The organism is Pseudomonas sp. SDO55104_S430 (assembly GCF_054070595.1).
Map to the genome: position 1 here is coordinate 1 of NZ_JBSVXG010000038.1, position 22,223 is coordinate 22,223.

Sequence of the window (22,223 nt, forward strand, 5' to 3'; positions counted from 1 at the left end):
TCACCCCAAAAAGTGCGCAAGAAGTTGCGCAGTGCTGTGCAACTTCTTGCGCACTTCTCTGTAAGGACCGAAATTAGAAGCCTGTAGAGATATATCCACAGGGTTATCCACATTTAAGTGCGCAACTTCTTGCGCATAATGGCTCCACAGCATTACGCCTGCTGCGAGGCAGATTGACCCTTTTTAACTGCTCTACACGGAACGCGACCCGCCCCGCCATTCGCCTCCCATTGATCCCCGGAGATCACGAACGATCCAACCCTGCCACCTCACCTGCCTTTCCTGCATTCCCGTCACCCACGATCCGCACTTTCGTGCCGGCCGGCACCTTCGAAAAAAACTCTTCGATATCGTGGTTGTACATGCGGAAGCAGCCATGGCTGGTGCGCGTACCAATTCCGAATTTTTTGTTCGATCCGTGGATGAGGTACGTCGATTGTCCTAAACGGATTTTGTACGGACCAAGCGGATTGTCCGGCCCAGGGGGTACGCGGCTTGGCAGCGGATCACCTTCCGCCGCGTGTTCCGCGCGAATGGAAGGCGTCGGGAACCACGACGGGTTGGCGACTTTCTCGGTGATGCGGGTCGTGCCCAGGGGCGATGACCACCCCTCTCGACCGATTCCCACTGGATAGGTGTAAACGGTTCGAGTGCCTGCGGGAAAGTAGTAAAGGCGGAGTCCGGTCAGATCGATGACCACACCTTCTCTCACTCCGTCGGGCAATTTGAACTCCGTGGGTATCTGGATGGTTGTTCCGACTTTGGGCAACCAGGCATCCACGCCAGGATTGGCATCCAGCATCTCCTGATAGCCAAGGTTGTAGCGCTCAGCCAGGTCAGCGAACGTGTCCTCGTAGCGTGCAATAACAAACTGCCTCACACCTACCTTCGAACTTCCATCAGTGGGCAGTTCGTAACGGGCCGCCATACTTGGCTGGAATACTGAACTGGCAATCACGAGGGTCGCTAACCAGAACTTCTCGCTTGCTGAAGGTGCGCGTCCATTCATTGGGAAAATCTGTACCGCTTTTATCATCAGGTGAACCTTGGCGAGCCTGCTCATTACGTGAGGAAAGGATGCTCGACGATCGAAACCCATAAGACAAACGCGTATTACTTATGCATCCAGTTGAAAATCGAATTGATCAACTTCCTAAACAGCCACGCGGATCAGCCTGCCCCTCCTTTGAGGTTTCACTGATGTTCTCGCCTCCCCGGCTCGTTAGGTCAGCTCCGACAAGTAAGTACTGTCGATGCAGCAAAGCAGCGCCGAAGCCCTCAGGTCTCTGGGGATTGCGCGGGAAGCGGGAGAAGTGATTCGGGAGATATCGAGGGCGGTGACGGAAATCAACGAACGCAACCTGCTGATTGCCACGGCGTCCGAGCAACAGGCCCTGGTTGCGCGGTCGGCCGATCAGACAACCGTTACCAGCAGTGAACTGACCAAGCTGGCCGTCGGATTGAGCAAGGTGGTCGCTCGGCTTCAGGCTTGAGTAAGTCGCAATGCTTACCCCTGAACCTGTAGGAGCGAGCATGCTCGCGATGGACTCGCGGACGCCGCTGGGATTCAGACCTCCAGCGGTATCTTCAATGTCCATCGCAAGCGTGCTCGCTCCTATTACTTGCGCAGCTTAAGAGGCGAAACTCAGGGCGCGGTCTCCTTGCTCGTCCTTGATGCGCGTTGGCAAGCCCATGACGTCCAGTGCTGCCAGGAATGGCTCAGCCGGCAATTCCTCGACGTTGACCATCCGGCTCACGTCCCACTCGCCCCGGGCGACCAGCAAGGCGGCTGCGACCGGTGGCACACCTGCGGTGTAGGAAATGCCCTGGCTATCGGTTTCGGCGTAGGCCTCTTCGTGGTCGGCCACGTTGTAGATGAACACCTCACGTGGTTGACCATCCTTGGTGCCCTTGACCAGATCACCGATGCAGGTCTTGCCGACGTAACCAGGCGCCAGAGAGGACGGATCAGGAAGGACCGCCTTGACCACTTTCAGCGGAACCACTTCCAGACCTTCGGCGGTCTTGACCGGTTGTTCCGAAAGCAGGCCGAGGTTCTTGAGCACGGTAAATACATTGATGTAATGCTCACCGAAGCTCATCCAGAAACGCACGTTCGGCACGTCGAGGTTCTTGGACAGCGAGTGCACTTCGTCATGGCCGGTCAGGTACAGGTTCTGCGAACCTACAACCGGCAAGTCGTCGGTGCGCTTGACTTCGAACATCGTATTACTGTGCCACTGGCTGTTTTGCCAGCTCCACACTTGCCCGGTGAACTCGCGAAAGTTGATTTCGGGATCGAAGTTGGTGGCGAAGTACTTACCGTGAGAACCAGCATTGACGTCGAGAATGTCGATCGAATCAATGCTGTCGAAATACTGTTGTTTAGCCAATGCGGCATAGGCGTTCACGACGCCCGGGTCAAAGCCCACACCGAGAATGGCCGTAATGTTCTTCTGTTGGCATTCTTCGAGGTGCTTCCACTCGTAGTTGCCGTACCAGGGTGGAGTCTCGCAGATCTTGCCCGGCTCTTCGTGAATGGCGGTGTCCAGATAGGCCGCACCGGTATCGATACAGGCGCGCAGCACCGACATGTTGACGAAGGCGGAACCGACGTTGATGACAATCTGCGATTCGGTTTCGCGAATCAGTGCCTTGGTCGCCTCGACGTCCAGTGCATTGAGTGCAAAGGCCTTGATTTCAGCAGGCTGTTTGAGGCTGCCTTTAGCCTTGACGCTGTCGATGATGGCCTGGCATTTGGAGATGTTCCGCGACGCGATAGCAATCCGACCGAGTTCGTCGTTGTGCTGCGCGCACTTGTGGGCCACCACCTTGGCGACACCTCCTGCACCAATGATAAGAACATTCTTCTTCAATTTCTTTTTCTCTCCTTTTCTACCAGCTTACGAAAGGCTGGACATGTAATCGTTGTAATCGAACTCACGAACCACCTCGACAGTACCGTCGAGTTGTTTCACTACAATGGACGGCATTTTAAGGCCGTTGAACCAATTCTTCTTGACCATGGTGTAACCCGCGGCGTCGACGAAAGACAGACGGTCACCGATGGCCAGCGGCTTGTCGAGCTGATACTCACCGAAAATATCGCCGGCCAGGCAGGATTTGCCGCACACCATGTAAGTGTGTTCGCCTTCGCTCGGCGCCAGCTTGGCATTGAGGCGATAGATCAGCAGATCGAGCATGTGCGCTTCGATCGAGCTGTCCACGACTGCCAGGTGCTTGCCGTTGTAAAGGGTGTCGAGCACGGTGACTTCCAACGACGCACTCTGCGTAATGGCCGCTTCGCCCGGCTCCAGGTAAACCTGCACGCCGTACTTCTCGGAGAACGCCTTGAGACGCGCGCAGAATTCATCCACTGCGTAGTCTTCACCGGTGAAATGGATACCGCCGCCGAGACTGACCCACTCGACCTTATGCAGCAGATGGCCGAATCGCTCTTCGATCGTGCACAGCATCTTGTCGAACAGGCCGAAATCACCGTTCTCGCAGTTGTTGTGAAACATGAAACCGGAAATCTGCTGGATAACCTGCTCGATCTTCTCCGGATCCCATTCACCCAGGCGGCTGAATGGACGCGCAGGATCGGCCAACAGATAGTCCGAGCTGCTCACCTGCGGATTGACACGCAGACCGCGCACTTTGCCTGCGGAAGCCTCGGCGTAACGCTGCAACTGACCGATGGAGTTAAAGATGATCTTGTCGCAGTTCTCGAGCATCTCCTCGATCTCTTCGTCGGCCCAGGCCACGCTGTAGGCGTGGGTCTCGCCAGCGAACTTCTGACGACCGAGCTTGAGCTCGTAAAGCGATGACGAGGTGGTGCCATCCATGTACTGCTGCATCAGGTCGAACACCGACCACGTGGCAAAACACTTGAGCGCCAGCAACGCCTTTGCACCCGATTTTTCGCGCACATAGGCAATTTTCTGCATGTTGCTCAGCAGCTTTTGCTTGTCGATGAGGTAGTACGGTGTATGGATCATTTCAGCCTCCGATCAGGCCAGCCAAAAAAAGGAGCGGTATTGTGCCTTCACTCCCCCCACACCGAAAGCGTTTTACCCACTGTGATTGGCTGCGTTTACCGGCATACCCCGCTGCGTAGGCTCTTGGAAGTGGTTATGGATGATGTAACCTCTGGTCAGATCGAACGCATTTATCGACGAAATCAGCAAATGTCGAGCCTTTTAAGAGCGGGATTGCCCCGAACCTGTAGGAGCGAGCTTGCTCGCGATGCACCCGAGAACGCCGCGGGGCATCAGGCCTCCAGCGTCATCGTTGACGTCCATCGCGAGCGTGCTCGCTCCTACACGCCTCAGCCTGCAGCCCATTACAAGCCTCTCTAAACACCATTCCTTCATCCCTGATAAACTGCGGCCCATCGCATTCCAGATTTAGATTCCCCCATGCCTAAGCAAACTGCCCCGCTCTCCCGCCGCTTCTCCGTCGCCCCGATGATGGATTGGAACTACTACTGCTAAAGGCCTTTGAAAACGAGGCATACAGTAGAACCGAGTCTCCCGCGTACCAATTTTGTACCACCAATCCTTCTCGACCTGACTTTTCGCAATGGCTAACCGACTAGCATCAGGTAGAAAACAGCCGATTCCGTTGAAAAAGTCGGCCATGGGATCTTCTGCAGAAAAATGCGCGCGTTTGATTGATATCTTTACCTTGAGCAGAGAAGTCGGAACTCAGATTTCGCGTAGCGAAGTGTAAAAAAACCCATAGGCTGCCGTACGTATGCGACGCTTCCAGTCAACAGTAGTCAAGCGGCGCTTAGGACATAGAGTGACATTGCCAAAAGCCGGGTGAGCCCCATGCTCGATATCAATCTCTGAATGCCCATGTAAAATCAACACTCACCTCACAGCAACGGATTGTCCTATTGAACACTCAGCGAATTCTTGCTCAAGGTCACTTTGATGGCCTATGCCTCATTTATTCTCTATTTAATGCGTACAAAGCACTCAGAAACCCGGATGAAAAAGCTTCCAGTTTTGCTGAGAGAAATTCGAATCCATGGAGGCGGGTGATAGGAAACACCCCGTCTCTGCATAATTTCGTTTTAGGCGAGGGCAGCGATTTCGGGGAGTTAAAGGGTATGACTGACGCCAAGATCAAGCAGGCCTTCATTGCAACCTGCTTTGAGGTCATGACGGACAAATCACGTGTATCTTCTGTTGTCACTGCTATCGATATTCAATCCCTCGCGACTATGGACTTTTCCGAAACCGTGGCGATTGTTTGCGTTAATGAAAATGCCGAATTTGAACTTGGCGGCATGGGAGATCACTGGATTGCCATCGTCGGAAGGGATAATGAGCAGAAAAAATATCTTGTCGCATGTTCTAACACGATGCACCAATACGGCTTTCATGAGAGGCGGGATGCTCAAACCGGGCGGTTTTACAATACAACCATCGACGTGAAAAACATTAGTAAGCGTACCGCCTACCCTAACAACATTAACCAAGTTAAAATTATTACACGCTAAACTTAAAGTATGTGAAACAGGGCACTGGCCTGCTAGGGATCGACAGCTGTCGGTCCACCATACGCAATTCACAATCAGATAAAAAACCTTCTCACTTCTTTTTTATCCGTGCTAATACGTGATCTGTCGGAGGAAGAATGAAGCATTACCAAGACACTGAAACGGGATGCATATATGGATTTGAGGATGATATCGATCCCTTTACACTAAACAACCCGAACCTACCTGTAACTCTATCGAAAATCATCAAACCAAAACCAGACGAGACATATGTTTGGTATCAAGGCGACTGGATGAGTCAAGATGAAGCGCCCCCTGAATACGAGCCTCCTGCGCCATTTAGTCTACCGAGTAGTGCAGGCTGGACGGCTTACTTGCGTCCATATTCGGCAGTGCATCGCGATGAAACGTCTAACCTGAACATCTCTCTCCTTCAAGTTAATACGAATTCTTACAACGGAGGTAAACTTGCTGAAGTTGTGACCTATCTACCACTAAATATCCCGAGCGGACTGCCAGCCCTTATCAGTTACGACGGCGCAATAGTTATCCCCCAGTGTGATGAGTTCCCGGATAAAAGCGAGGGAGTAAAGAAATTGAACGAAATTCTTTGCAGCCTATTACTTGGAGGCATCCATACTGAAATTTTACCTGTAAATGAAAGCGCGCCGAGTATTTTAAGAGACGGTGGGCTTTTCACACATTCACCCTGCTTTCACGGTCAGTTACGGCACAATTGGGCGAGTCCCAGTGAACGAATGCAGCCGTTGATGCACCCCAGAGTATTGATGGTCTCGGAGATTCAAGAGGCATACAATCAAGGGCAAATGGCTATACATGCTGTCCCGAACCTCCATCCGTTTTTTCTTTTGAACGGATTCACATCAATGATATATCGAAATACAAGTGACGCACTATCAAACCTCTGGATAGCTGTCGAGCAACTTACTGATCATTTGTGGAAAGAAAACTATACGAAGCACAAATCGACCTTCAGTCCGCGCGTTGCTAAATTCCACCGCCACGCAAAAGGCAATAACAAAAAAATCGAGAATATTTGTTCAAAGCATCAACTTCTTCGACTTTCAAAAATAATTAGCAAAGAGTGTTACGTAGGACTCAAACTTGCTCGACTGAAGCGCAACAAACTGGTTCATACTGGCGCAGTTCCTACTCAAGAAATAATTGAACGGCTATGGTGTGCTCTACCTGAGTTAATAGAACAAGCATCAAATGTTAGGCCGCTTGGTGCTAGACGATTTACTGGTAGTGGCATGGGCGGATGGACAATTGGGGAGACAAATCACGATGAATGGAAAGAGCTTGCTTCCCACTTGTAGGTATTGGTGAGATGAGGGAAACAATTGGTAGGCCTTGGCTTGATTGAAAAGCTGGACATGGGTTAGCAACCAGGCCAATCCGCATCGCTCCCTATGTCTAATCTCGTTATGGGTCTCGCAAGCTGATAACGCTCCACTATTTTCAAGGCCTCCAGCTTTCCTCGCGTCAACTAGGTGCCTGTTAAGGTTTCTGTTTCTGTTTCTGTTTCCGCAGACGCCGTATGAACGGAACAGACACCCACACTTCGAGGCTCCCCCCAAGCCAACCCACGCGAGAGGTCTAGTGGCAAGGACGGGAAGCACAGGAGATGACTGAACGTGTGCAGCACAAGCTACAAGGGCGACTGCGGAGAGCGGCGTACATTTTGTCCGCTGCAATCGTCAGCTAAGCTGACCAGACATTCATCATATCAGGGGGCCGTCATGTCACCCGATGAAATTCGCGAATACCTAAAGCAGGCACACCCTGAGCTGATCGCAGAGCCGCGTATCAACCCTGACGGCTGGTCTTTCTTCGAGGGTCCTCCCCAACATGGTGCCAACTCAAATCGCATCATCCGAGCGGTGCGCAATGGCCCGCACGGTGTTACGCGGTTGAAGTTGGCCGTCACGTCCCGCCAAGGATCCAAAGTCGAAGTCAACTTCACCGGTACCGAAGCACAGTTGCGGGAGTACGTAGAGATTGAAATAAAACGCTACCACGAAGCCCGATAGTACTGTCGTCACCTAGAAAGCTGCCCTTGGTGAACTCAGTAGCGGGCCAAATGTGGTCTCTCATTCCAGCAGTTGAAAAACAGTTGCATAGATAGAGATTCGAACCCGAACCGCTATCTTCAGAGGCCGCTATAGACCTTGAGATTCGGAAGCGCGTCTAGCTTTTAATGGCTTGAAACGGCCTATGACGGCCTGCAATATGCCCTAAAAATGCCCTAGCTTTTGCTATCACTCGAGCCTCATCAAATGAAACGGCTATTTTCAAACATCAAATTCCTTCTTACCGCCAGCGCGCTGATTGTGCTCTCGTCGGCCGCTGCTAGCTTTTTGACAAACCAGTGGCATTGGTTTGGGCGCTCAGGAGCAATCCTTACTATAGCGGGCGTATTGCTCACCTTTCGACCATTGGTACGTATGGGCCTCACCGAATGGCTTCGAACCCAGTCCATCATTGACTATGGGCATTTAATACCAACAGAAGAAGAAACCGAAGCTGATCGCCAAACAACACTTGACGGTAGTGCATCCAAGCTGGGTATTACCCTAGCTATCATTGGAACTCTTGTATGGGCATACGGAGATCTTATTGGCGGCTTTCCGAGTTGACTTCATACCTATGATGAAATGCACCAGCTGACGCAATGCCGTTACTTACATCCACATACCCACAGGGAAGCGAACTACCATGCCAGAATTTTCTTCAATACTAACTGACATTACCACATCAATATATTTATCCCCTGCCTGGGACTACATTAAGAATGTTGCTAATTCCGCATTTACTACGTCGTTAGCTGGAGCTTTCGCTGGCGCAACTGCAGCGCAACACATCGCTGAGAAAGGCAAATTTCGTGATGAAATAGTAAAAGAAATTCACAAAACAAATGCCGGAACAATGCTCACTCTCGCGACAGCAAATTTAGCACTGGCCATTAAAAAACAGCACTTGAAAGAACTGTTTGACTCCCATCAAGCAGTCTGTATTAGTTACGAATCTCACATAAAGAAAATCTCAACAGGTCAGATCGATAAAGAAGAACCGTTCTTACTTCAATGCAATCTAATGACCTTGCCAGAAATAACACCCCCTATAGAGAGCCTTCAAGAGATAGTATTGAGCAACATGGCTCACGCAGGATTCTCCATCAGCATTGCTACATCATTAGCAGAAGCTGTAAAAAGCTTAAACACAGCAATAGCCAAACGAAATGAAATAATAAACAATTACAAATCAAATCAAATCCCAGAGGGTGCAACAGTCAATCAACTTTACCTCGGATTAGAGTACAAACCCGGGGTCAGAAACAAAGAATACGGCGATGTCGTGCGTGCAATTTACGAGTACAACGATGACGTTATTTTTTTCAGCATTAAACTTTGTAAAGAAATACAAGATCATGGCTCGAATCTAATTAGACGTTATAAAAGACGCCTAAGGGGAGATCCACCACAAGTCGCAAAAGCAGACTTTGAGAAAGCTAAGAATGGCGGGCTACTTCCTGATGAAAAAGACTATGATGGCTGGACCTCCGGATTTGCCACCCCTAAGGCAGAGCCGCATGATCAGTACAAATGGAGGAGACTTTCGACCTGGTTCACACGCAAGCACAAATAGGCTCTTAGCTTGCAATAACGCATGCAGTTGGATCTTTCAAAATCAACTCCCGAGTTGATAACGAAGTGAAAACCACTCACCGACTCCAATCTGTAGAGCGGCCTCCAACCTTCTGAAAATTAAGCCACAGTCAAGGACAAGAACATGGATGAAAAAATCTACGACAAATCCTCACACCTATTGAGAGCAGAGACGCTATTAAAGAAAAATGACTTATCATCTCTGAGGTACGCAAGCCTAGAAATGAGGTACTTACTCGAGGCACACGTCTATGAGCGTTTATTGAAGGAAGTCAACGAACTCCCAAGATCAATAATTGAAAAATGGGAGCCAAACAAAGCAATGAAAATGCTGTCCATGTTTGACGAGCTTGCGGACATGGACCTAAAAATAACCTTAACGGAACAAGATGGCAGCAACCCCATTGAAATCGAATATCACAATCTTAAAAATTCAGATCTCTCTAAACTCTACAATACCCTAGGCAGCTTTTTGCACCTCCCCCAACCTTCAAAATCCGAAAACTACAAAATCGACAAAAACAAACTCATTAAAATATGTGAAACATTAAGAAAACTTACGACAGGAAACTTAATAATAGTAAAAACCCACTACGACAACTTCGAATGCGAAGCATGCAAAGCCCCGATTCTATTCACCTACAAATATGCATCGAGTCACGACAGCATTACTTGCCAGAACGAACAATGCAAAACCGAACACTTCATTGAACACAAAGATGAAGCGTTCAATTTTGGATCTAAAATTATCTGCAACTGCTTGAAGTGCGATTCAGATTTAATGATTTTTTATTCAAAACTAAAATTTGGCGAGCACGTGAAGTGTTCTACTTGCTCTACAGAATATAGGGTTGACCCATACCTCAACTGCCTCGAAACACCTGACGGCCCGTCCTAAGTAATCCAAATCAATGAGAGATCATAAAGCAAAAAGGGGAGAGATTTAGTTTCATCTGCAGCGTGATATACCCAAAATGAATCTCCCCTTACCCACCGCTAGCGCGCCTCTAATCCCCGCCCAAGTTCTCGGATGTGACTACCTCAGTTCAAAACAAACCTATCCGCTTTTTCGTCTAACAAAAAAAGACGCCCATCAAGGGCGCCCTTCTCTTTACCACTCAACTCCAATCGCCAACCGCTCCTTCACACACAACCCGGCGGATCAACATTATCCAACGCCCGATTCACCAACAGCTCCCCAATAACCGCCAACTGCTGAATCGACAGCGCCAGACTGCGCGGCGAGCCTTCCAACTGGCACGCCAGATCGGTCGTCAGGACATTCAGCGAAGCCAGCGTTTCACAGGCATGGCACAGCAGGGTTTCTGTATCGACGTTGGAGACGATTGTAAAAACGTGGCAGATGGGATCGGCGTGATTCGGGTTGCGCAGGCGTTTACTGATAACGCGATGACTGGCTTTGGAAAGCTCGTCGAGATGAGAGGTATCGGGCGTATCCGATGCTTCAGGCGGGTCGGGTGTGATCTTTTTCATTCTTTTCGTTCCTAGAATTAACCAAAGGAACTGCCAGCATCACTTCCACATGATGGGTGGCAGCTGTGCGCAGGTGTGGAAGACCGGGGATCTAGGAACCCGGCGCACCCGAAAGTGCCCCGCGCACAGCCGCCATAATTTAACAGCAGACATGAAAAAAGCGCCTGCTTAAATTCAGGTGGCGCCTGTGCGCCTAGATCTTGTGAAGGGCTTCCACACCCTTGTCGCTGAATTTGCAGCGACCGGGCGAGGTTATCGGAGCGGTGGAAGCGGAACAATATGGGCGTTTCCGACGCGAGTTGAGGGATATTTCCTACAACCAGGCATTGCGATAAACAGCTGTAGGCTGCAGTAAGACCACTGCATGAAGTCAGGCCTCAGGGTCGGATTCATCCCCACTTGAGCTCTCCCCCACTGCAAGCCTCTCTAAACACCATTCCTTCATCCCTGATAAACTGCGGCCCTTCGCATTCCAGATTCAGATTCCCCCATGTCTCAGCAAACAGCCCCACTCTCCCGCCGCTTCTCCGTCGCCCCCATGATGGACTGGACGGACCGCCACTGCCGTTTCTTCCTGCGCCTGCTGTCCAAGAACGCCCTGCTCTACACCGAAATGGTCACTACCGGCGCTCTCCTCAACGGCGATCATGATCGTTTCCTGCGTCACGACGAAGCCGAGCACCCGCTGGCGTTGCAGCTGGGAGGCAGTGTTCCGCTGGATCTGGCGGCTTGTGCGCGCATGGCGCAGGAGCATGGTTACGATGAGGTGAATCTGAATGTTGGCTGCCCGAGTGATCGGGTGCAGAACAACATGATTGGCGCCGTGCTGATGGGGCATCCGCAGTTGGTGGCCGATTGTGTGAAGGCGATGCGCGATGCGGTGTCGATTCCGGTGACGGTCAAGCATCGCATCGGGATCAACGGGCGGGACAGTTACGAAGAGCTGTGTGATTTTGTCGGCACGGTTCGCGAGGCCGGTTGCACCAGCTTTACGGTGCATGCGCGGATTGCGATTCTCGAAGGCCTGTCGCCGAAGGAGAACCGTGAGATCCCGCCCCTGCGTTATGACGTGGCGGCGCGGTTGAAGGCGGATTTTCCTGACCTGGAGATCATTCTCAATGGCGGGATCAAGACGCTGGAGGCCTGCCACGAGCATCTGCAGACCTTCGACGGCGTGATGCTGGGGCGCGAGGCGTATCACAACCCTTATGTGATGGCTGAGGTGGATCAGCAGTTGTTCGGCAGCACCGCGCCGGTGATCAGCCGCGCCGAGGCGCTGGCGCAGATGCGTCCTTATATCGCTGCGCATCTGGATACGGGTGGTGCGATGCATCACATCACGCGGCATATGCTGGGGCTGGGCACCGGTTTCCCCGGTGCGCGCAAGTTTCGCCAGTTGTTGTCGGTGGATATTCACAAGACCAAGGAGCCGCTGGCGTTGCTGGATCAGGCGGCGGGGTTGCTCGAGGGGCGCTGATGCCCCCCGGCAGTACGGATCAGGCGGCTGCGGCCGCCGTCCAATTCACCCAACCGAAGATCCAGGTGGCCAGGATCAGCAAGCCGAACGCGATCCGGTACCACGCAAACGCCGCGTAGCTGTGGTTGGCGATGAACTTGAGCAAGCCGCGCACGGCGATCATCGCGAAGAAGAACGCGGTCACGAATCCCGTGGCGAACACCGCCAGGTCGCCGGCCTGGAACAGGTCCCGATACTTGTAGCCCGAGTACACCGCGGCGCCGACCATGGTGGGCATCGCAAGGAAGAATGAGTACTCGGTGGCCGCCTTGCGGGACAGGCCGAACAGCAGGCCGCCGATGATGGTGGACCCGGAGCGGGACGTGCCGGGAATCATCGCCAGGCATTGTGCGAAACCTACCTTCAGCGCGTCGGACCAACGCATGTCGTCGACATGGTCGATGTGCACCACATGCTCACGCCGCTCGGCCCACAACATCACGATGCCGCCCACCACCAGCGCCACCGCCACGGTGATCGGGTTGAACAGGTATTGATGAATCTTGTCCGCGAACAGCACGCCCAACACCACCGCTGGCAGGAAGCCGATCAGCAGGTTGAGGGTGAAGCGTTGCGCGTTGCGTTCGGTGGGCAGGCCTTTGACGATATCGAAGATCTTGCGACGGAACTCCCACACCACCGCCAGGATGGCACCCAACTGAATAATGATGTTGAACGCCATGGCGCGTTCGCCGCCGAACTCCAGCAAGTCCGCGACGATAATCTGGTGCCCGGTACTGGAGATGGGCAGAAACTCGGTCAGGCCTTCTACAGCACCTAATATCAACACCTTTATAAGGGTCCAGAAATCCATTAATCCTCCCTCGGGCCACTTCTACGGAGCGGCCTGCTTTCAGGTATTGAGCAACTAAGATGAAAGAATTCGGCCGCATGCAGCGATCGGCCGATTTCAGCGGCGCAGAATATGTCCTGATAAATAGACCACTCAAGGCTTGTTAATAAACGTCCGGGTATTGGATTTTGCAAATACGGAATTAACAGGTAGAAAGCGCTGGATCGCAGAACAAATGTGACCGGATTCACAATCATCCGGAAATTATCGGACGAGGCCATTTGCCATGAACTGGAGACCGAAGGCAAAACAGTGGCAAAAGGACATAAATACCGCTGTTCCGTCATAACAAAATAGTGGCACAATCGCATATTGCCAGTATCTAACGCGGATATTTCACTAGTTCACCCCACCCAGAAAAGCAACTAAAACCTTGAAAAGCTTAGTTATTGTTAAAAAACTCGCGATCCACGTCTGATTTCCGCGTGAATGTTACCAATTGTCAGTCACAGATCAGAACCGGTGCTTTAACATCCCGATGACAGCACCTTTTCGAGTTAAAGCACTATGCTTACAGGGAACTTGGCGACTACTAGAATTCAGCACCGCAAGGACAGCGAACCGGGTGTTCTCACCTTGGGTCGTACTCGCGGCGTGGCTGAACATTTTAGTGCATTAGTCGCGAGGCACGTTCACGCCGATATAACGCTTGAGGCAAGTTCATACACTCATTCGTATAACGGTAATGGTTGCCAGGGTTCATATCGCGCCATCTTCGTCATCATCGACAGCCCTCAGGCCATGGAAGAAAATCTTGCGCTGGTGCAAAGCCTTCGCGATGACAACCTGGCCCCTATCATTTGCGCGGTCATCACCGGTCGCGGCGCCTTCAACAAGATCAAGTACTATCTTGCAGGTGCCGACTTTTGTATCAAGTTCAATACTCTTTCCGATGAAAGCTTTGAGTTACTTGCCGACTTCTTCAATAGTGAAGAGTGGCAAAGAGACATCAATTTGGTATTGGACCCGACCCGCATTTGCCTGTCGGATAACAGCATGCGGCTCGACATTTCCTTTGCCGAAATGAAGATCCTCGAAGCTTTTGCGCAAAACAGTAATCACATTCTAAGCCATGACGAAATCGCCAGCATCATGGGGCTCAATACCAATTTCTATGATCCCAGGGCGCTGGAAAAATCGATCAGCCGTTTGCGCGGAAAAATCAAGGACGTGTACGGCACGAACGCCATCCAGAGCATCCGCGGCTATGGATACCGCCTCATGCGTGGGCTGATTTCGACAGCCTGAATCGAGCAAAAGCAAGGGTCTGACCATGGGCCCTTTTTCAACTATACGAAGATATAGGCTTCACCCGCTGTTTGCGGCTGTTTATCCAATTCCATGACCGTGTTAACACTAAACCATAACAATAAATGTTTAATATCTAGCCGATCGAGTGGAACCTATCGAGCCTGTTTGGGACCAACACCCTGCCTTTTCGATTAACTCCGCGGGAGCGCTTTGCTCTCTCTGCCGATCCCTTTTTTTTCGCCAAATTTGGTGTGTACTCCAGGAGAAAGACATGGAAACCAGTACGACTCTCCCAAGAAAATATTTTGTAGTTGTGACTCACAGCACAACTTCACAACGTGAACTGGAAAGTCTCCTGTCCAGTTCGCGATTCAATTCGTTCAGTACATCCCAGGCGCAAATGTTCATTGAAGATGCGGCGCCCACCTCCTCTGCTCCGGTGCTGATGGAATTCACGTACCCGCGCATGGCCAGGAAGAACATTCCGCACACTATCGAACACGACACGCAGAAAATCCTCGCGACACTGGAAGCCGAATGGAATGCCGCGCAATCCGGTAATCCCTTTGCCCACCTTCCGGCAATGTCGCAGGAACCACGAAAAACAGAAGGCGATGCACCTTATAGCGAAGTCTGGCAACTCGATGACGATCAAAACGTATTGATCAAGGACAATATCGAGATCAGCCTCACCGGTCTGGAAGCCACACTGGTCAGGAAAATGCTGCACCACGAAGAGCGGGTCGTCAGTCGCGACGAACTGATTCTGAGCATTGGCCGGGAACCGGAACAATACCGTGGCCTGGAAATGTGCCTGAGTCGCCTGCAGGACAAGTTCAAAAGTGCCAGCAATGGCGAACGCCTGTTTCGTGCCGTGCGCAATCGAGGTTATTGCCTGATTCAGGAAGTGGTAGCGGAAAACCGTTCGGCCTGATCTCGCCAGACAAACACAACATGCAAACATCAATAGTGCGATCAAAATAACAAAAAGAGCACTTTGTTTGCCTCCCTCCTTATTTAATCTCCTGCCTCCAGCTCCCCTACAATACCCAATACCTCCCGATTATTTCATCTTCTTGTGATTGACGTTTTCTAACGGCCGATCACGCTCAACTATTAAAGTTCGAAAACCCTGTTCCTGTTAGAACTCGTCAGACACCCGCCCCGACAATAACTTAATCTATTGACTGACGACAGTTCGCCTATCGACGTTGTTAGCCTCAGGACACTAGCTTCAATAACAACAATAAGCCTGCTTAAACAACTCGGTTTCGGCTGTCGAACCTGAACGGACGTCTTTTGGGGATATCGCATGGATCTTAGTTTACGAATCAATCGAAATAACGGCCTCAAGGGACTTACCTTTTGGGGTCAATGGGCGCTGGCGCAAACCTTCGTCGTTTCGTTGTTATTCATACTGGCCGATCAGCACACCGGATCGGTCGAGTTTTACTACCGTATGTGCGCGGTTCTGACGGTATTGGCGTCGGTCCCGGCTTATACGTTCAGCGGCGTGTATCGCAAACGGGACAACTATGTGACCGGTCTCGGTCGCCTGCTCATGGGTTGGTCCATGACCATGGGCGGCCTGGCCTGCGTGGCTTTTGTCTGCAAGGCCGATGCGTTGTTCTCCCGGGAAGTGATCCTGAGCTGGGCGGTGTATGGCTTCCTCGGCCAGGCGTTCCTTTATGCGCCGCTGCATGCGTTTTCGAAGTACTACCAGCGATCGCGCAAGAGCGAGCATAAAACCCTGATCGTCGGCACGGGCGAACTGGCGTTGGGGCTGGCCAGAAAGTTGAGCGAACATGAAAACCTGCCTCTGGTAGGTCTGGTCAGCGACGGCGCCCTGCCCGCCATGGAGCCGGATGCGCCGCGCATCGTCGGTGCCCAGGAGGAGCTGCTGGCGCTGATCAAGGACCACGACATCCGTCGCCTGTACATCACCCTGCCGCTGTCCGAAGCGGCGAAGATCGAAGCGATGTATGGCGACTTGCTGGACGCCAACGTCGATGTGGTCTGGGTGCCGGATCTGAACAGCCTGACGCTGCTCAATCATTCGGTGAAAGTCGTGGACGGTTTGCCGGCGATCTACCTGAACGAAAGCCCGCTGACCAGCCGCCCTACCGCCGCCCTGAGCAAGAGCCTGATGGAAAAAAGCGTGGCGCTGCTGGCGGTGATTCTGCTGAGCCCCGTGCTGCTGATCATCGCACTGGCGGTGAAGCTCAACTCGCCCGGCCCGGTGTTCTTCAAGCAGGATCGCCATGGCTGGAACGGCAAGGTGATTCAGGTCTGGAAATTCCGCTCAATGCGGGTTCACGATGACAAGGAAGTGAAGCAGGCCAGCCGTAACGACTCGCGCATTACCGCCGTCGGCCGCTTCATCCGCCGTACTTCGCTGGATGAACTGCCGCAGTTGTTCAATGTGCTGCAGGGGCATATGGCGCTGGTGGGGCCACGTCCGCATGCGGTTGCGCACAACAACTATTATTCCGGGAAGATTCTGGCGTACATGGCGCGGCACCGGATCAAACCGGGGATTACCGGGCTGGCGCAGATCAATGGCTGCCGGGGTGAAACCGATACCCTGGACAAGATGCAGAAGCGGGTCGAGATTGATTTGAAGTACATCAATAACTGGTCGTTGTGGCTGGATCTGAAGATTCTGGTGAAGACGCCTTTTACCTTGTTGTCGAAGGATATTTATTGATGGGTCGGGGTTGATTGACGCCGGAAAGCAAGGGGACGGGAGTCCCCTTTTTTGTGGGTGGGGTTTGGGGTTTGTGGTGGCCAGACTGGCCACTTCGCGGGCAAGCCCGCTCCCACAGGGTTATGGGTCGTTTGAGGATATTGTGATCGGCGCAAAATCACTGTGGGAGCGGGCTTGCTCGCGAAGGCGTCGGGTCAGTCAACATGGATGCTGAATGTGCCGGCCTCTTCGCGGGCAAGCCCGCTCCCACAAGGTTGGTGTGTCGTTTGGAAATGTTGTGAACGGCACAAAAAAACTGTGGGAGCGAGCCTGCTCGCGATGGCGTTCGATCAGTCGACAGGGATGCTGAATGTGCCGGCCTCTTCGCGGGCAAGCCCGCTCCCACAGGGTTCCGGATTGTTTGAGGATGGTGTGACCGGCACAAAAAACTGTGGGAGCGGGCTCGCCCGCGATGGCGTCGTGTCAGTCACCGACGCTATCGCGAGCAGGCTCGCTCCCACAGGTTCAGGGTCCGCTTCTACTCGGTGATCTTCTCGAAATTGCGATAGAACATATCGTCATCCCGGCTATCGGTCATCGAGTGCAGTTGGAAGCTTCTGTTAAGCCGTGCCCCACCGTCCCGGGTCAGCGGCGACCAGACCAGGTTGGCGCGGCGCATGGTGGACATGCTCATGATTTCGTCGAATGGAATCGACAGGTAGATGCCCTTGTCGAAACTACCTTCGCCGTACTGGTCGCCGCTAACGGTGGTGACCGTCGCCCAGGCGCCGAAACGCACGCCGTTGGAGAACTCTCGCGAGATGTCCAGCGTGCTACCCCAGTCACCCGCCAGATAACGCCCGACGCTGACCGCTGCCAGCGTATCGAACGGCAAGTCGGTGTAGCCGGTGATATGCCCGGTCACAACCGAGTAATCGCGCAGCGCGAACCCCTGATCGAAATCGCGCTGGCGCACGTAGTTCAGATCCGCCCCCAGCGACCAGCGCGCGCCGGTCGGACGGAACAACAACTCACCGCCGACACCGGCGAACATCGACTCCAGATAACCGCCGTAGACCATCCCATACAGATCCTTGTCCAGCTGCTGGGCGTGGGTGATCTGGAACAGCGGCATGGTGGTTTCGGAGGTCGTCAGGTACTGGCGCAAATCCGTCCGTACCCGCGGCAGGTTGCTGGGTGCGTCGTAGGTGAACTTGTCGAAGTTGTTCGCCAGATTGGCGCTCAGCAAGCCGTTCCACCAGGTGTTGCGCGTGAAACGGTACTCAGCGTCCGCGTCGGCGGTGAACTGATAGAGCAAGCCGTCAGGACCGCCGACGTTCTGCTTGAAACCCAGCCCGACGCCATAACTGAATGGCTGAGGTGCCTGGGTGTAGAGCGTCTTCTCGTTGTGCGGCATCGCTGCATTGATTTCGGTGGTGCGGTGCAGCGATTGCAGCGGCTCCTCGTTGTTGATCACTTCGCGGAAGGTCTGGCGCGGCACGCTGGTTTCTTCCAGCGGCAGGTCGTAGCGCTTGTTGACCACGGTGAACCAGTCGATGTCGTCGTTGACGCTGTTGTCCAGAATCCGGCTCGCCCGGCCGACCGCCTTGGCCGAATGGAAATACCGCGACTGCTCGCCATACACGATCAGCTCGGGACCGCGCTGGCTGATGCGCTCGACCTGGTAGCCGGCGTTCTGTTGCAGGCGCTGGGAAACGTTCGCCCAATCAACCTGATCCGCAGGAGTAGACGGCGCCTTCGCCGGCAGCGGTTCGGCCGGTGGATCGTAGGTTTTCACCGGTGCCTTGCGACTGGCGAAGTTGGTGTGGAAGGTGATGCCGAACATCGCCGTGTTGCCGCGCTCCCAGGCGGCGCTGAGGTCGACCGAATCGGTCAGCTTGAACACCGCGCCGAGGTTGATCGGCGAGTCCTGCTTGATCACGTTGTCCTTGGGCTCGTGCTTGTAATCGTTGCCTTCGTATTCAAGCTTCAGGCTCAGGCGATCCCAGGGCGTCTGGTAGCTGACACCGCCAAAGAACGACGGACTGCCACGAAAGTACGACCCGGCGTTGACGTCACCGGTGCCTTCGCTGTCCGGTCGGGTCTCGAAGCGATCATCGAGCGAGGCCAACGGGTTTTCGAAGTCGCCGCGATTACCCAAGTAACCCCAGGCGATGCCGGCACTGAAATCCAGGTTCTCGTAGCGCTTGTTGGCCACGAAGTACTCACTGGAGAACAGGCCCGTACCGCCGATGTCTCGGAAGCCCAGCGCCACTTCCGGCGCCCAGTGGGTTTCCTCCCACAGCCGGGCCTTGATATCGACCGCCTTGTCCTTATAGCTCTGGCTGCCGCTCAGCGATTCGGGGCCGTAAGGCCGGTTGGTGATGGCGGTGTAGCGAAACGAACCTTCCAGCCATTCGAACGGCTGCAACGACACGCTGTAACGGCTGTAGGGATCGGTGCGGTTGGCGTTCAGGCTCAGCTCGCCGGCCGGGGCCATGCGCGCGGTCGGTGTCTGCAACAGGCCGGCGCCACCGAAGTCATTCTGGGTAATACGTGGTTCGCCATGGGCCAGACCACAGGGCAATAACAACACCGCTGCAAAACGTAAATTCAACGAACCACCTCAGCCAGCTGCGTGGCAATGAATTCGGCCAACTGCTGATTCAGTTCAGGGATAGGCGGATCAAGATCGTCTGTCTTGACCGGCACCAGGATCTTGCTGCCGGCTGCTGGTATCTGCCCGCTCTCGCGATTCCACGCGGCGATGCCGACGCGCCGCGACACGCCATTGGGCTGGATCAGCCACAGGTAGTCGGCGTCGGCATCGTCCAGGATCGCGCAGCCTTGCAGGTACTCACTGGCTTCCTGCATCGGCTGATAGGCAAGGCGGCACGACTCGGCGACCGCGCCGAGCACTTCAACCTCGTTGAGCCGAGGCGGATACGTCAGGCGATCGCCATCGTCCAGACGCATGTTGCGGGCAAAGCCGACCTCCACCGCGACCGGGTCCAGCACCGCGATCTGACGTCCGGTGACTGGCATCTGCGTGACCTGCTCGGCCAATCGCACCGCCAGCGCCGCGCGGCTCGGCCGGTCGAAGAGCAAGGCCATGCGCTGCAAGACGCTCAGGTCGAACAGCACGCCGGCCTTGAGTCGCTCCTGCTCTTCGAGCAACGACTTGCGCTGCAACTCTGCAGCCAGCCAGTAACTTTCGGCATTGGGGATGGTCACGCTGATCACGTCGAGCAAGCGACCGCCAGGTGGCAGGTCGACCGGTCCCGGATTGGCCACGTCACCGCTGACGACAACCGCCGCCTGGCTCATCCCGGTGATCAACAAAAGGCATGCCGATAACGCCCTGACCCGCTTCAAGGCGCGGTCCTGCGTTCAGGCGTCAGTTGCACGATTTTGACCCGCAGTTGCGAAGTCAGTTGTTGCTCGCTCTGCACAATGAAACCGTCAACGGGATCGACCCAATAACGATTGGTCGCACTCAGGCCGATGGCCGGGGCGTCAATCTGCTCATCGACACGTAGCACGGTGTATTCCTTGTTGAGAATTTCGAGGGTTTCCACGGACTTTCGGGAGAAGCGGCTATTGAGCGTCACGCCAACTTCCTGACCCTGATACAGGTCGATCCAGCGCTGGCTGGTATAGCCATCGGGCAATCGATGCAGGCCTTGCTTGAACGGCGAGGCCGTCGCCAGCCGTGTGCCGTCCAGGTCGCCACCCAGGCCCAGGCCGATGCTGCGCACCGCCAAGCCGTCGCGCAGGAGCAATACCTGTTTGCCGGACGCCACCCAGAACTGCAGGTCTCCCCGCTCGCGCACCAGCGCCAGCACCCCGGAGCCGGACGGCGTAGTCAGACTGAGCTGCGGGTAGCGAACGTCCGCGACCTGCGCCGCCGTCACTTCGATCTCATCCGGCCCCACCAGCGCCGATTGCAGGTTGTTCACCGACGCGACCATCAACGGGTTGCAGCCACACAACGACAAGCCCGCCATCAAGCAGACGCCAACTTTCAACGTTCTCACTGTCGGACCCGGCCTTATTTGCTGTTGCTGCTGACTTCACTCGCGTTCTTCGCCGCCGATGCGCCGGTGCCGACGATGGACGCCGATGGCACCAGTTGGCTGACGAAGCGGTTCCAGCGCGTCACGTTGGCAGGGCCGACGTAGACCACGTCCTGGGGACGAACCTGAAAGTGCGTGGCCAGGGCCATGGCGGTCGGCGACTCGGCTTCCAGCTGGAAGACCTTGGCCGGTTCCACGTCGAGGTTTTCCACGCCGCGGATGACGTACACCGCATTGCCGTTGGAGGTGGTCTGGCTCAGGCCTCCCACCGAACCCAGCACGTCGGACAGGTTCATGGTGGCGGTCTTGAAGCTCAGCGCGCGCGGCTGGTTGACCTCCCCCATGACATAAATGCGCTTGCTGTCGTTGTACGGCAGGTAGAGCTGATCGCCACCCTTGAGGTAGACGTTCTGCAGTTCGGAATCCTGCTGGTTGAGCCCGTCCAGGTTGAGCTTGTATACCCGCCCGTTGCGCGTCAGCAGCAGGCCGGACAAGTCGGCATTGTTGGTGTCGATCCCGGCGGAACCGAGGGCTTCGACCACGCTCAGCGGGTTGGTGGAAATCGCCTGCGGGCCGGCCTTTTCGACAGCGCCGGAGACCACGACTTTCTGGCTGGCGAATCGCAACACAGCCACATCGACTTGCGGCTCGGCGATGAAGGCCGACAGCCGTTGCTCGATGTCCGCGCGCAATTGCTGGATGGTTCTGCCCGCGGCCTGGACTTCCTTGATGTACGGGTAGAACAGCGTGCCGTCGGAACGCACCAGGCGGCCGTTCGCGTCGATCTGCTGTTGCGCACCGGACGGGGCCGTCAGCTCCGGGTGGTCCCACACCGTGATGTACAGCACATCGTTGCGACCGATGCGGTACTCGACGGGATCCGTCAGCAATTCGGCCGGCAGCGTCTCACGCTTGAACGTGGCGCGGTCCATGGAAATCAGCTTGGGGGTGATCGGGATGAGTTCCACACGGCTGCTTTCGCTGGCGCCCTGACGCGTGATATCGCTGGTGCTCAGGTACTGGCCGGGGGAAAACATGCAACCTTGTAAAGCGAAACTTGCCAACGTCAAAAGATAAACACTGCGATTCATAATGGCACTACGCTATTCAAGGGCAACTCTAAAAACAAAGTCACCCGACTTGCGT

Annotated in this window: 19 protein-coding genes and 1 pseudogene; 11 read left to right on the plus strand and 9 right to left on the minus strand. The window is 54.2% G+C overall.

The genetic code is table 11. From position 1 onward, the window contains the following. Window positions 1–292: 292 nt before the first annotated feature. Window positions 293–1,009: pseudogene (locus tag ACW9JE_RS09685) on the minus strand (L,D-transpeptidase family protein); the annotation flags it as partial. A 244-nt stretch (window positions 1,010–1,253) separates the two neighbouring features. On the opposite strand from ACW9JE_RS09685, the gene ACW9JE_RS09690 reads away from it, so the two are divergent. Beyond that, window positions 1,254–1,493 carry a hypothetical protein gene (locus tag ACW9JE_RS09690; RefSeq protein ID WP_224541309.1) on the plus strand — a complete coding sequence of 80 codons (240 nt, stop codon included), beginning with the start codon at window positions 1,254–1,256 and terminating at the stop codon, window positions 1,491–1,493. Window positions 1,494–1,631: 138 nt separating this feature from the next. Here ACW9JE_RS09690 and ACW9JE_RS09695 read toward each other — a convergent pair whose 3' ends face one another. Together ACW9JE_RS09695 and ACW9JE_RS09700 are read right to left on the minus strand one after the other, a co-directional pair. Continuing rightward, complete coding sequence (locus ACW9JE_RS09695; RefSeq protein ID WP_457432616.1) at window positions 1,632–2,876, minus strand: saccharopine dehydrogenase family protein; 1,245 nt, start codon at window positions 2,874–2,876, stop codon at window positions 1,632–1,634. A 27-nt stretch (window positions 2,877–2,903) separates the two neighbouring features. Continuing rightward, complete coding sequence (locus ACW9JE_RS09700; RefSeq protein WP_457432617.1) at window positions 2,904–4,001, minus strand: carboxynorspermidine decarboxylase; 1,098 nt, start codon at window positions 3,999–4,001, stop codon at window positions 2,904–2,906. A 1,118-nt stretch (window positions 4,002–5,119) separates the two neighbouring features. On the opposite strand from ACW9JE_RS09700, the gene ACW9JE_RS09705 reads away from it, so the two are divergent. From ACW9JE_RS09705 to ACW9JE_RS09730, 6 genes are all read left to right on the plus strand, one after another. Further along, window positions 5,120–5,512, plus strand: coding sequence for a hypothetical protein (locus ACW9JE_RS09705; protein WP_457432619.1), 393 nt, complete (start codon window positions 5,120–5,122; stop codon window positions 5,510–5,512). A gap of 137 nt (window positions 5,513–5,649) precedes the next feature. After that, on the plus strand, window positions 5,650–6,852 hold the full coding sequence (locus tag ACW9JE_RS09710) for a hypothetical protein (protein WP_457432620.1): 1,203 nt from the start codon (window positions 5,650–5,652) through the stop codon (window positions 6,850–6,852). A gap of 423 nt (window positions 6,853–7,275) precedes the next feature. Further along, window positions 7,276–7,566 carry a hypothetical protein gene (locus ACW9JE_RS09715; RefSeq protein WP_457432621.1) on the plus strand — a complete coding sequence of 97 codons (291 nt, stop codon included), beginning with the start codon at window positions 7,276–7,278 and terminating at the stop codon, window positions 7,564–7,566. A gap of 246 nt (window positions 7,567–7,812) precedes the next feature. Then, window positions 7,813–8,172, plus strand: coding sequence for a hypothetical protein (locus ACW9JE_RS09720; RefSeq protein ID WP_457432622.1), 360 nt, complete (start codon window positions 7,813–7,815; stop codon window positions 8,170–8,172). A 79-nt stretch (window positions 8,173–8,251) separates the two neighbouring features. Beyond that, window positions 8,252–9,181 (plus strand): hypothetical protein, encoded by a 930-nt coding sequence (locus ACW9JE_RS09725; RefSeq protein ID WP_457432623.1) that lies wholly within the window; start codon window positions 8,252–8,254, stop codon window positions 9,179–9,181. 144 nt (window positions 9,182–9,325) lie between these two features. Then, entirely contained in the window at window positions 9,326–10,099 is a 774-nt protein-coding gene (locus tag ACW9JE_RS09730; protein WP_457432624.1) for a hypothetical protein, read from the plus strand. Between the two features lie 245 nt (window positions 10,100–10,344). Here the strand turns inward: ACW9JE_RS09730 and ACW9JE_RS09735 are convergent, their stop codons facing one another. Next, window positions 10,345–10,695 carry a DUF6124 family protein gene (locus ACW9JE_RS09735; protein WP_457432625.1) on the minus strand — a complete coding sequence of 117 codons (351 nt, stop codon included), beginning with the start codon at window positions 10,693–10,695 and terminating at the stop codon, window positions 10,345–10,347. A gap of 490 nt (window positions 10,696–11,185) precedes the next feature. Here ACW9JE_RS09735 and dusA point away from each other — a divergent pair, with 490 nt between their 5' ends. Further along, on the plus strand, window positions 11,186–12,172 hold the full coding sequence (gene dusA, locus ACW9JE_RS09740; RefSeq protein ID WP_457432626.1) for a tRNA dihydrouridine(20/20a) synthase DusA: 987 nt from the start codon (window positions 11,186–11,188) through the stop codon (window positions 12,170–12,172). Window positions 12,173–12,191: 19 nt separating this feature from the next. On the opposite strand, the gene ACW9JE_RS09745 is transcribed toward dusA, so the two are convergent. Next, entirely contained in the window at window positions 12,192–13,025 is an 834-nt protein-coding gene (locus tag ACW9JE_RS09745; RefSeq protein WP_457432627.1) for an undecaprenyl-diphosphate phosphatase, read from the minus strand. Window positions 13,026–13,571: 546 nt separating this feature from the next. Between ACW9JE_RS09745 and ACW9JE_RS09750 the strand changes: the two genes are divergently transcribed. From ACW9JE_RS09750 to ACW9JE_RS09760, 3 genes are all read left to right on the plus strand, one after another. Then, complete coding sequence (locus tag ACW9JE_RS09750; protein WP_224541297.1) at window positions 13,572–14,312, plus strand: winged helix-turn-helix domain-containing protein; 741 nt, start codon at window positions 13,572–13,574, stop codon at window positions 14,310–14,312. Between the two features lie 274 nt (window positions 14,313–14,586). Beyond that, a complete protein-coding gene (locus ACW9JE_RS09755; protein ID WP_457432628.1) occupies window positions 14,587–15,249 on the plus strand; it encodes a winged helix-turn-helix domain-containing protein in 663 nt (220 codons plus the stop codon). A gap of 378 nt (window positions 15,250–15,627) precedes the next feature. Continuing rightward, a complete protein-coding gene (locus ACW9JE_RS09760) occupies window positions 15,628–17,022 on the plus strand; it encodes an undecaprenyl-phosphate glucose phosphotransferase (protein WP_224541294.1) in 1,395 nt (464 codons plus the stop codon). A 517-nt stretch (window positions 17,023–17,539) separates the two neighbouring features. On the opposite strand, the gene ACW9JE_RS09765 is transcribed toward ACW9JE_RS09760, so the two are convergent. The 4 genes from ACW9JE_RS09765 to ACW9JE_RS09780 are packed head-to-tail and all read right to left on the minus strand — an operon-like array spanning window position 17,540 to window position 22,168. Next, the gene (locus ACW9JE_RS09765; RefSeq protein WP_224539569.1) at window positions 17,540–19,618 is read right to left on the minus strand and encodes a YjbH domain-containing protein; all 2,079 of its coding nucleotides are present in this window, start codon (window positions 19,616–19,618) and stop codon (window positions 17,540–17,542) included. Next, window positions 19,615–20,376, minus strand: a complete 762-nt coding sequence (locus tag ACW9JE_RS09770; protein WP_457432629.1) for a capsule biosynthesis GfcC family protein — start codon at window positions 20,374–20,376, stop codon at window positions 19,615–19,617. The genes ACW9JE_RS09765 and ACW9JE_RS09770 overlap by 4 nt, the downstream gene beginning before the upstream one ends. Then, entirely contained in the window at window positions 20,373–21,038 is a 666-nt protein-coding gene (locus ACW9JE_RS09775) for a YjbF family lipoprotein (RefSeq protein WP_224539571.1), read from the minus strand. The genes ACW9JE_RS09770 and ACW9JE_RS09775 overlap by 4 nt, the downstream gene beginning before the upstream one ends. Before the next feature lie 14 nt (window positions 21,039–21,052). After that, complete coding sequence (locus tag ACW9JE_RS09780) at window positions 21,053–22,168, minus strand: polysaccharide biosynthesis/export family protein (protein WP_457432630.1); 1,116 nt, start codon at window positions 22,166–22,168, stop codon at window positions 21,053–21,055. Window positions 22,169–22,223: the final 55 nt, after the last annotated feature.

Coding starts and splice junctions, on each gene's coding strand:
- ACW9JE_RS09745 (WP_457432627.1), bottom strand. CDS start 13,025: ATGGATTTCTGGACCCTTATAAAGGTGTTGATATTAGGTGCTGTAGAA.
- ACW9JE_RS09700 (WP_457432617.1), bottom strand. CDS start 4,001: ATGATCCATACACCGTACTACCTCATCGACAAGCAAAAGCTGCTGAGC.
- ACW9JE_RS09735 (WP_457432625.1), bottom strand. CDS start 10,695: ATGAAAAAGATCACACCCGACCCGCCTGAAGCATCGGATACGCCCGAT.
- ACW9JE_RS09760 (WP_224541294.1), top strand. CDS start 15,628: ATGGATCTTAGTTTACGAATCAATCGAAATAACGGCCTCAAGGGACTT.
- ACW9JE_RS09705 (WP_457432619.1), top strand. CDS start 5,120: ATGACTGACGCCAAGATCAAGCAGGCCTTCATTGCAACCTGCTTTGAG.
- ACW9JE_RS09780 (WP_457432630.1), bottom strand. CDS start 22,168: ATGAATCGCAGTGTTTATCTTTTGACGTTGGCAAGTTTCGCTTTACAA.
- ACW9JE_RS09720 (WP_457432622.1), top strand. CDS start 7,813: ATGAAACGGCTATTTTCAAACATCAAATTCCTTCTTACCGCCAGCGCG.
- ACW9JE_RS09690 (WP_224541309.1), top strand. CDS start 1,254: ATGCAGCAAAGCAGCGCCGAAGCCCTCAGGTCTCTGGGGATTGCGCGG.
- ACW9JE_RS09730 (WP_457432624.1), top strand. CDS start 9,326: ATGGATGAAAAAATCTACGACAAATCCTCACACCTATTGAGAGCAGAG.
- ACW9JE_RS09725 (WP_457432623.1), top strand. CDS start 8,252: ATGCCAGAATTTTCTTCAATACTAACTGACATTACCACATCAATATAT.
- ACW9JE_RS09715 (WP_457432621.1), top strand. CDS start 7,276: ATGTCACCCGATGAAATTCGCGAATACCTAAAGCAGGCACACCCTGAG.
- dusA (WP_457432626.1), top strand. CDS start 11,186: ATGTCTCAGCAAACAGCCCCACTCTCCCGCCGCTTCTCCGTCGCCCCC.
- ACW9JE_RS09710 (WP_457432620.1), top strand. CDS start 5,650: ATGAAGCATTACCAAGACACTGAAACGGGATGCATATATGGATTTGAG.
- ACW9JE_RS09755 (WP_457432628.1), top strand. CDS start 14,587: ATGGAAACCAGTACGACTCTCCCAAGAAAATATTTTGTAGTTGTGACT.
- ACW9JE_RS09750 (WP_224541297.1), top strand. CDS start 13,572: ATGCTTACAGGGAACTTGGCGACTACTAGAATTCAGCACCGCAAGGAC.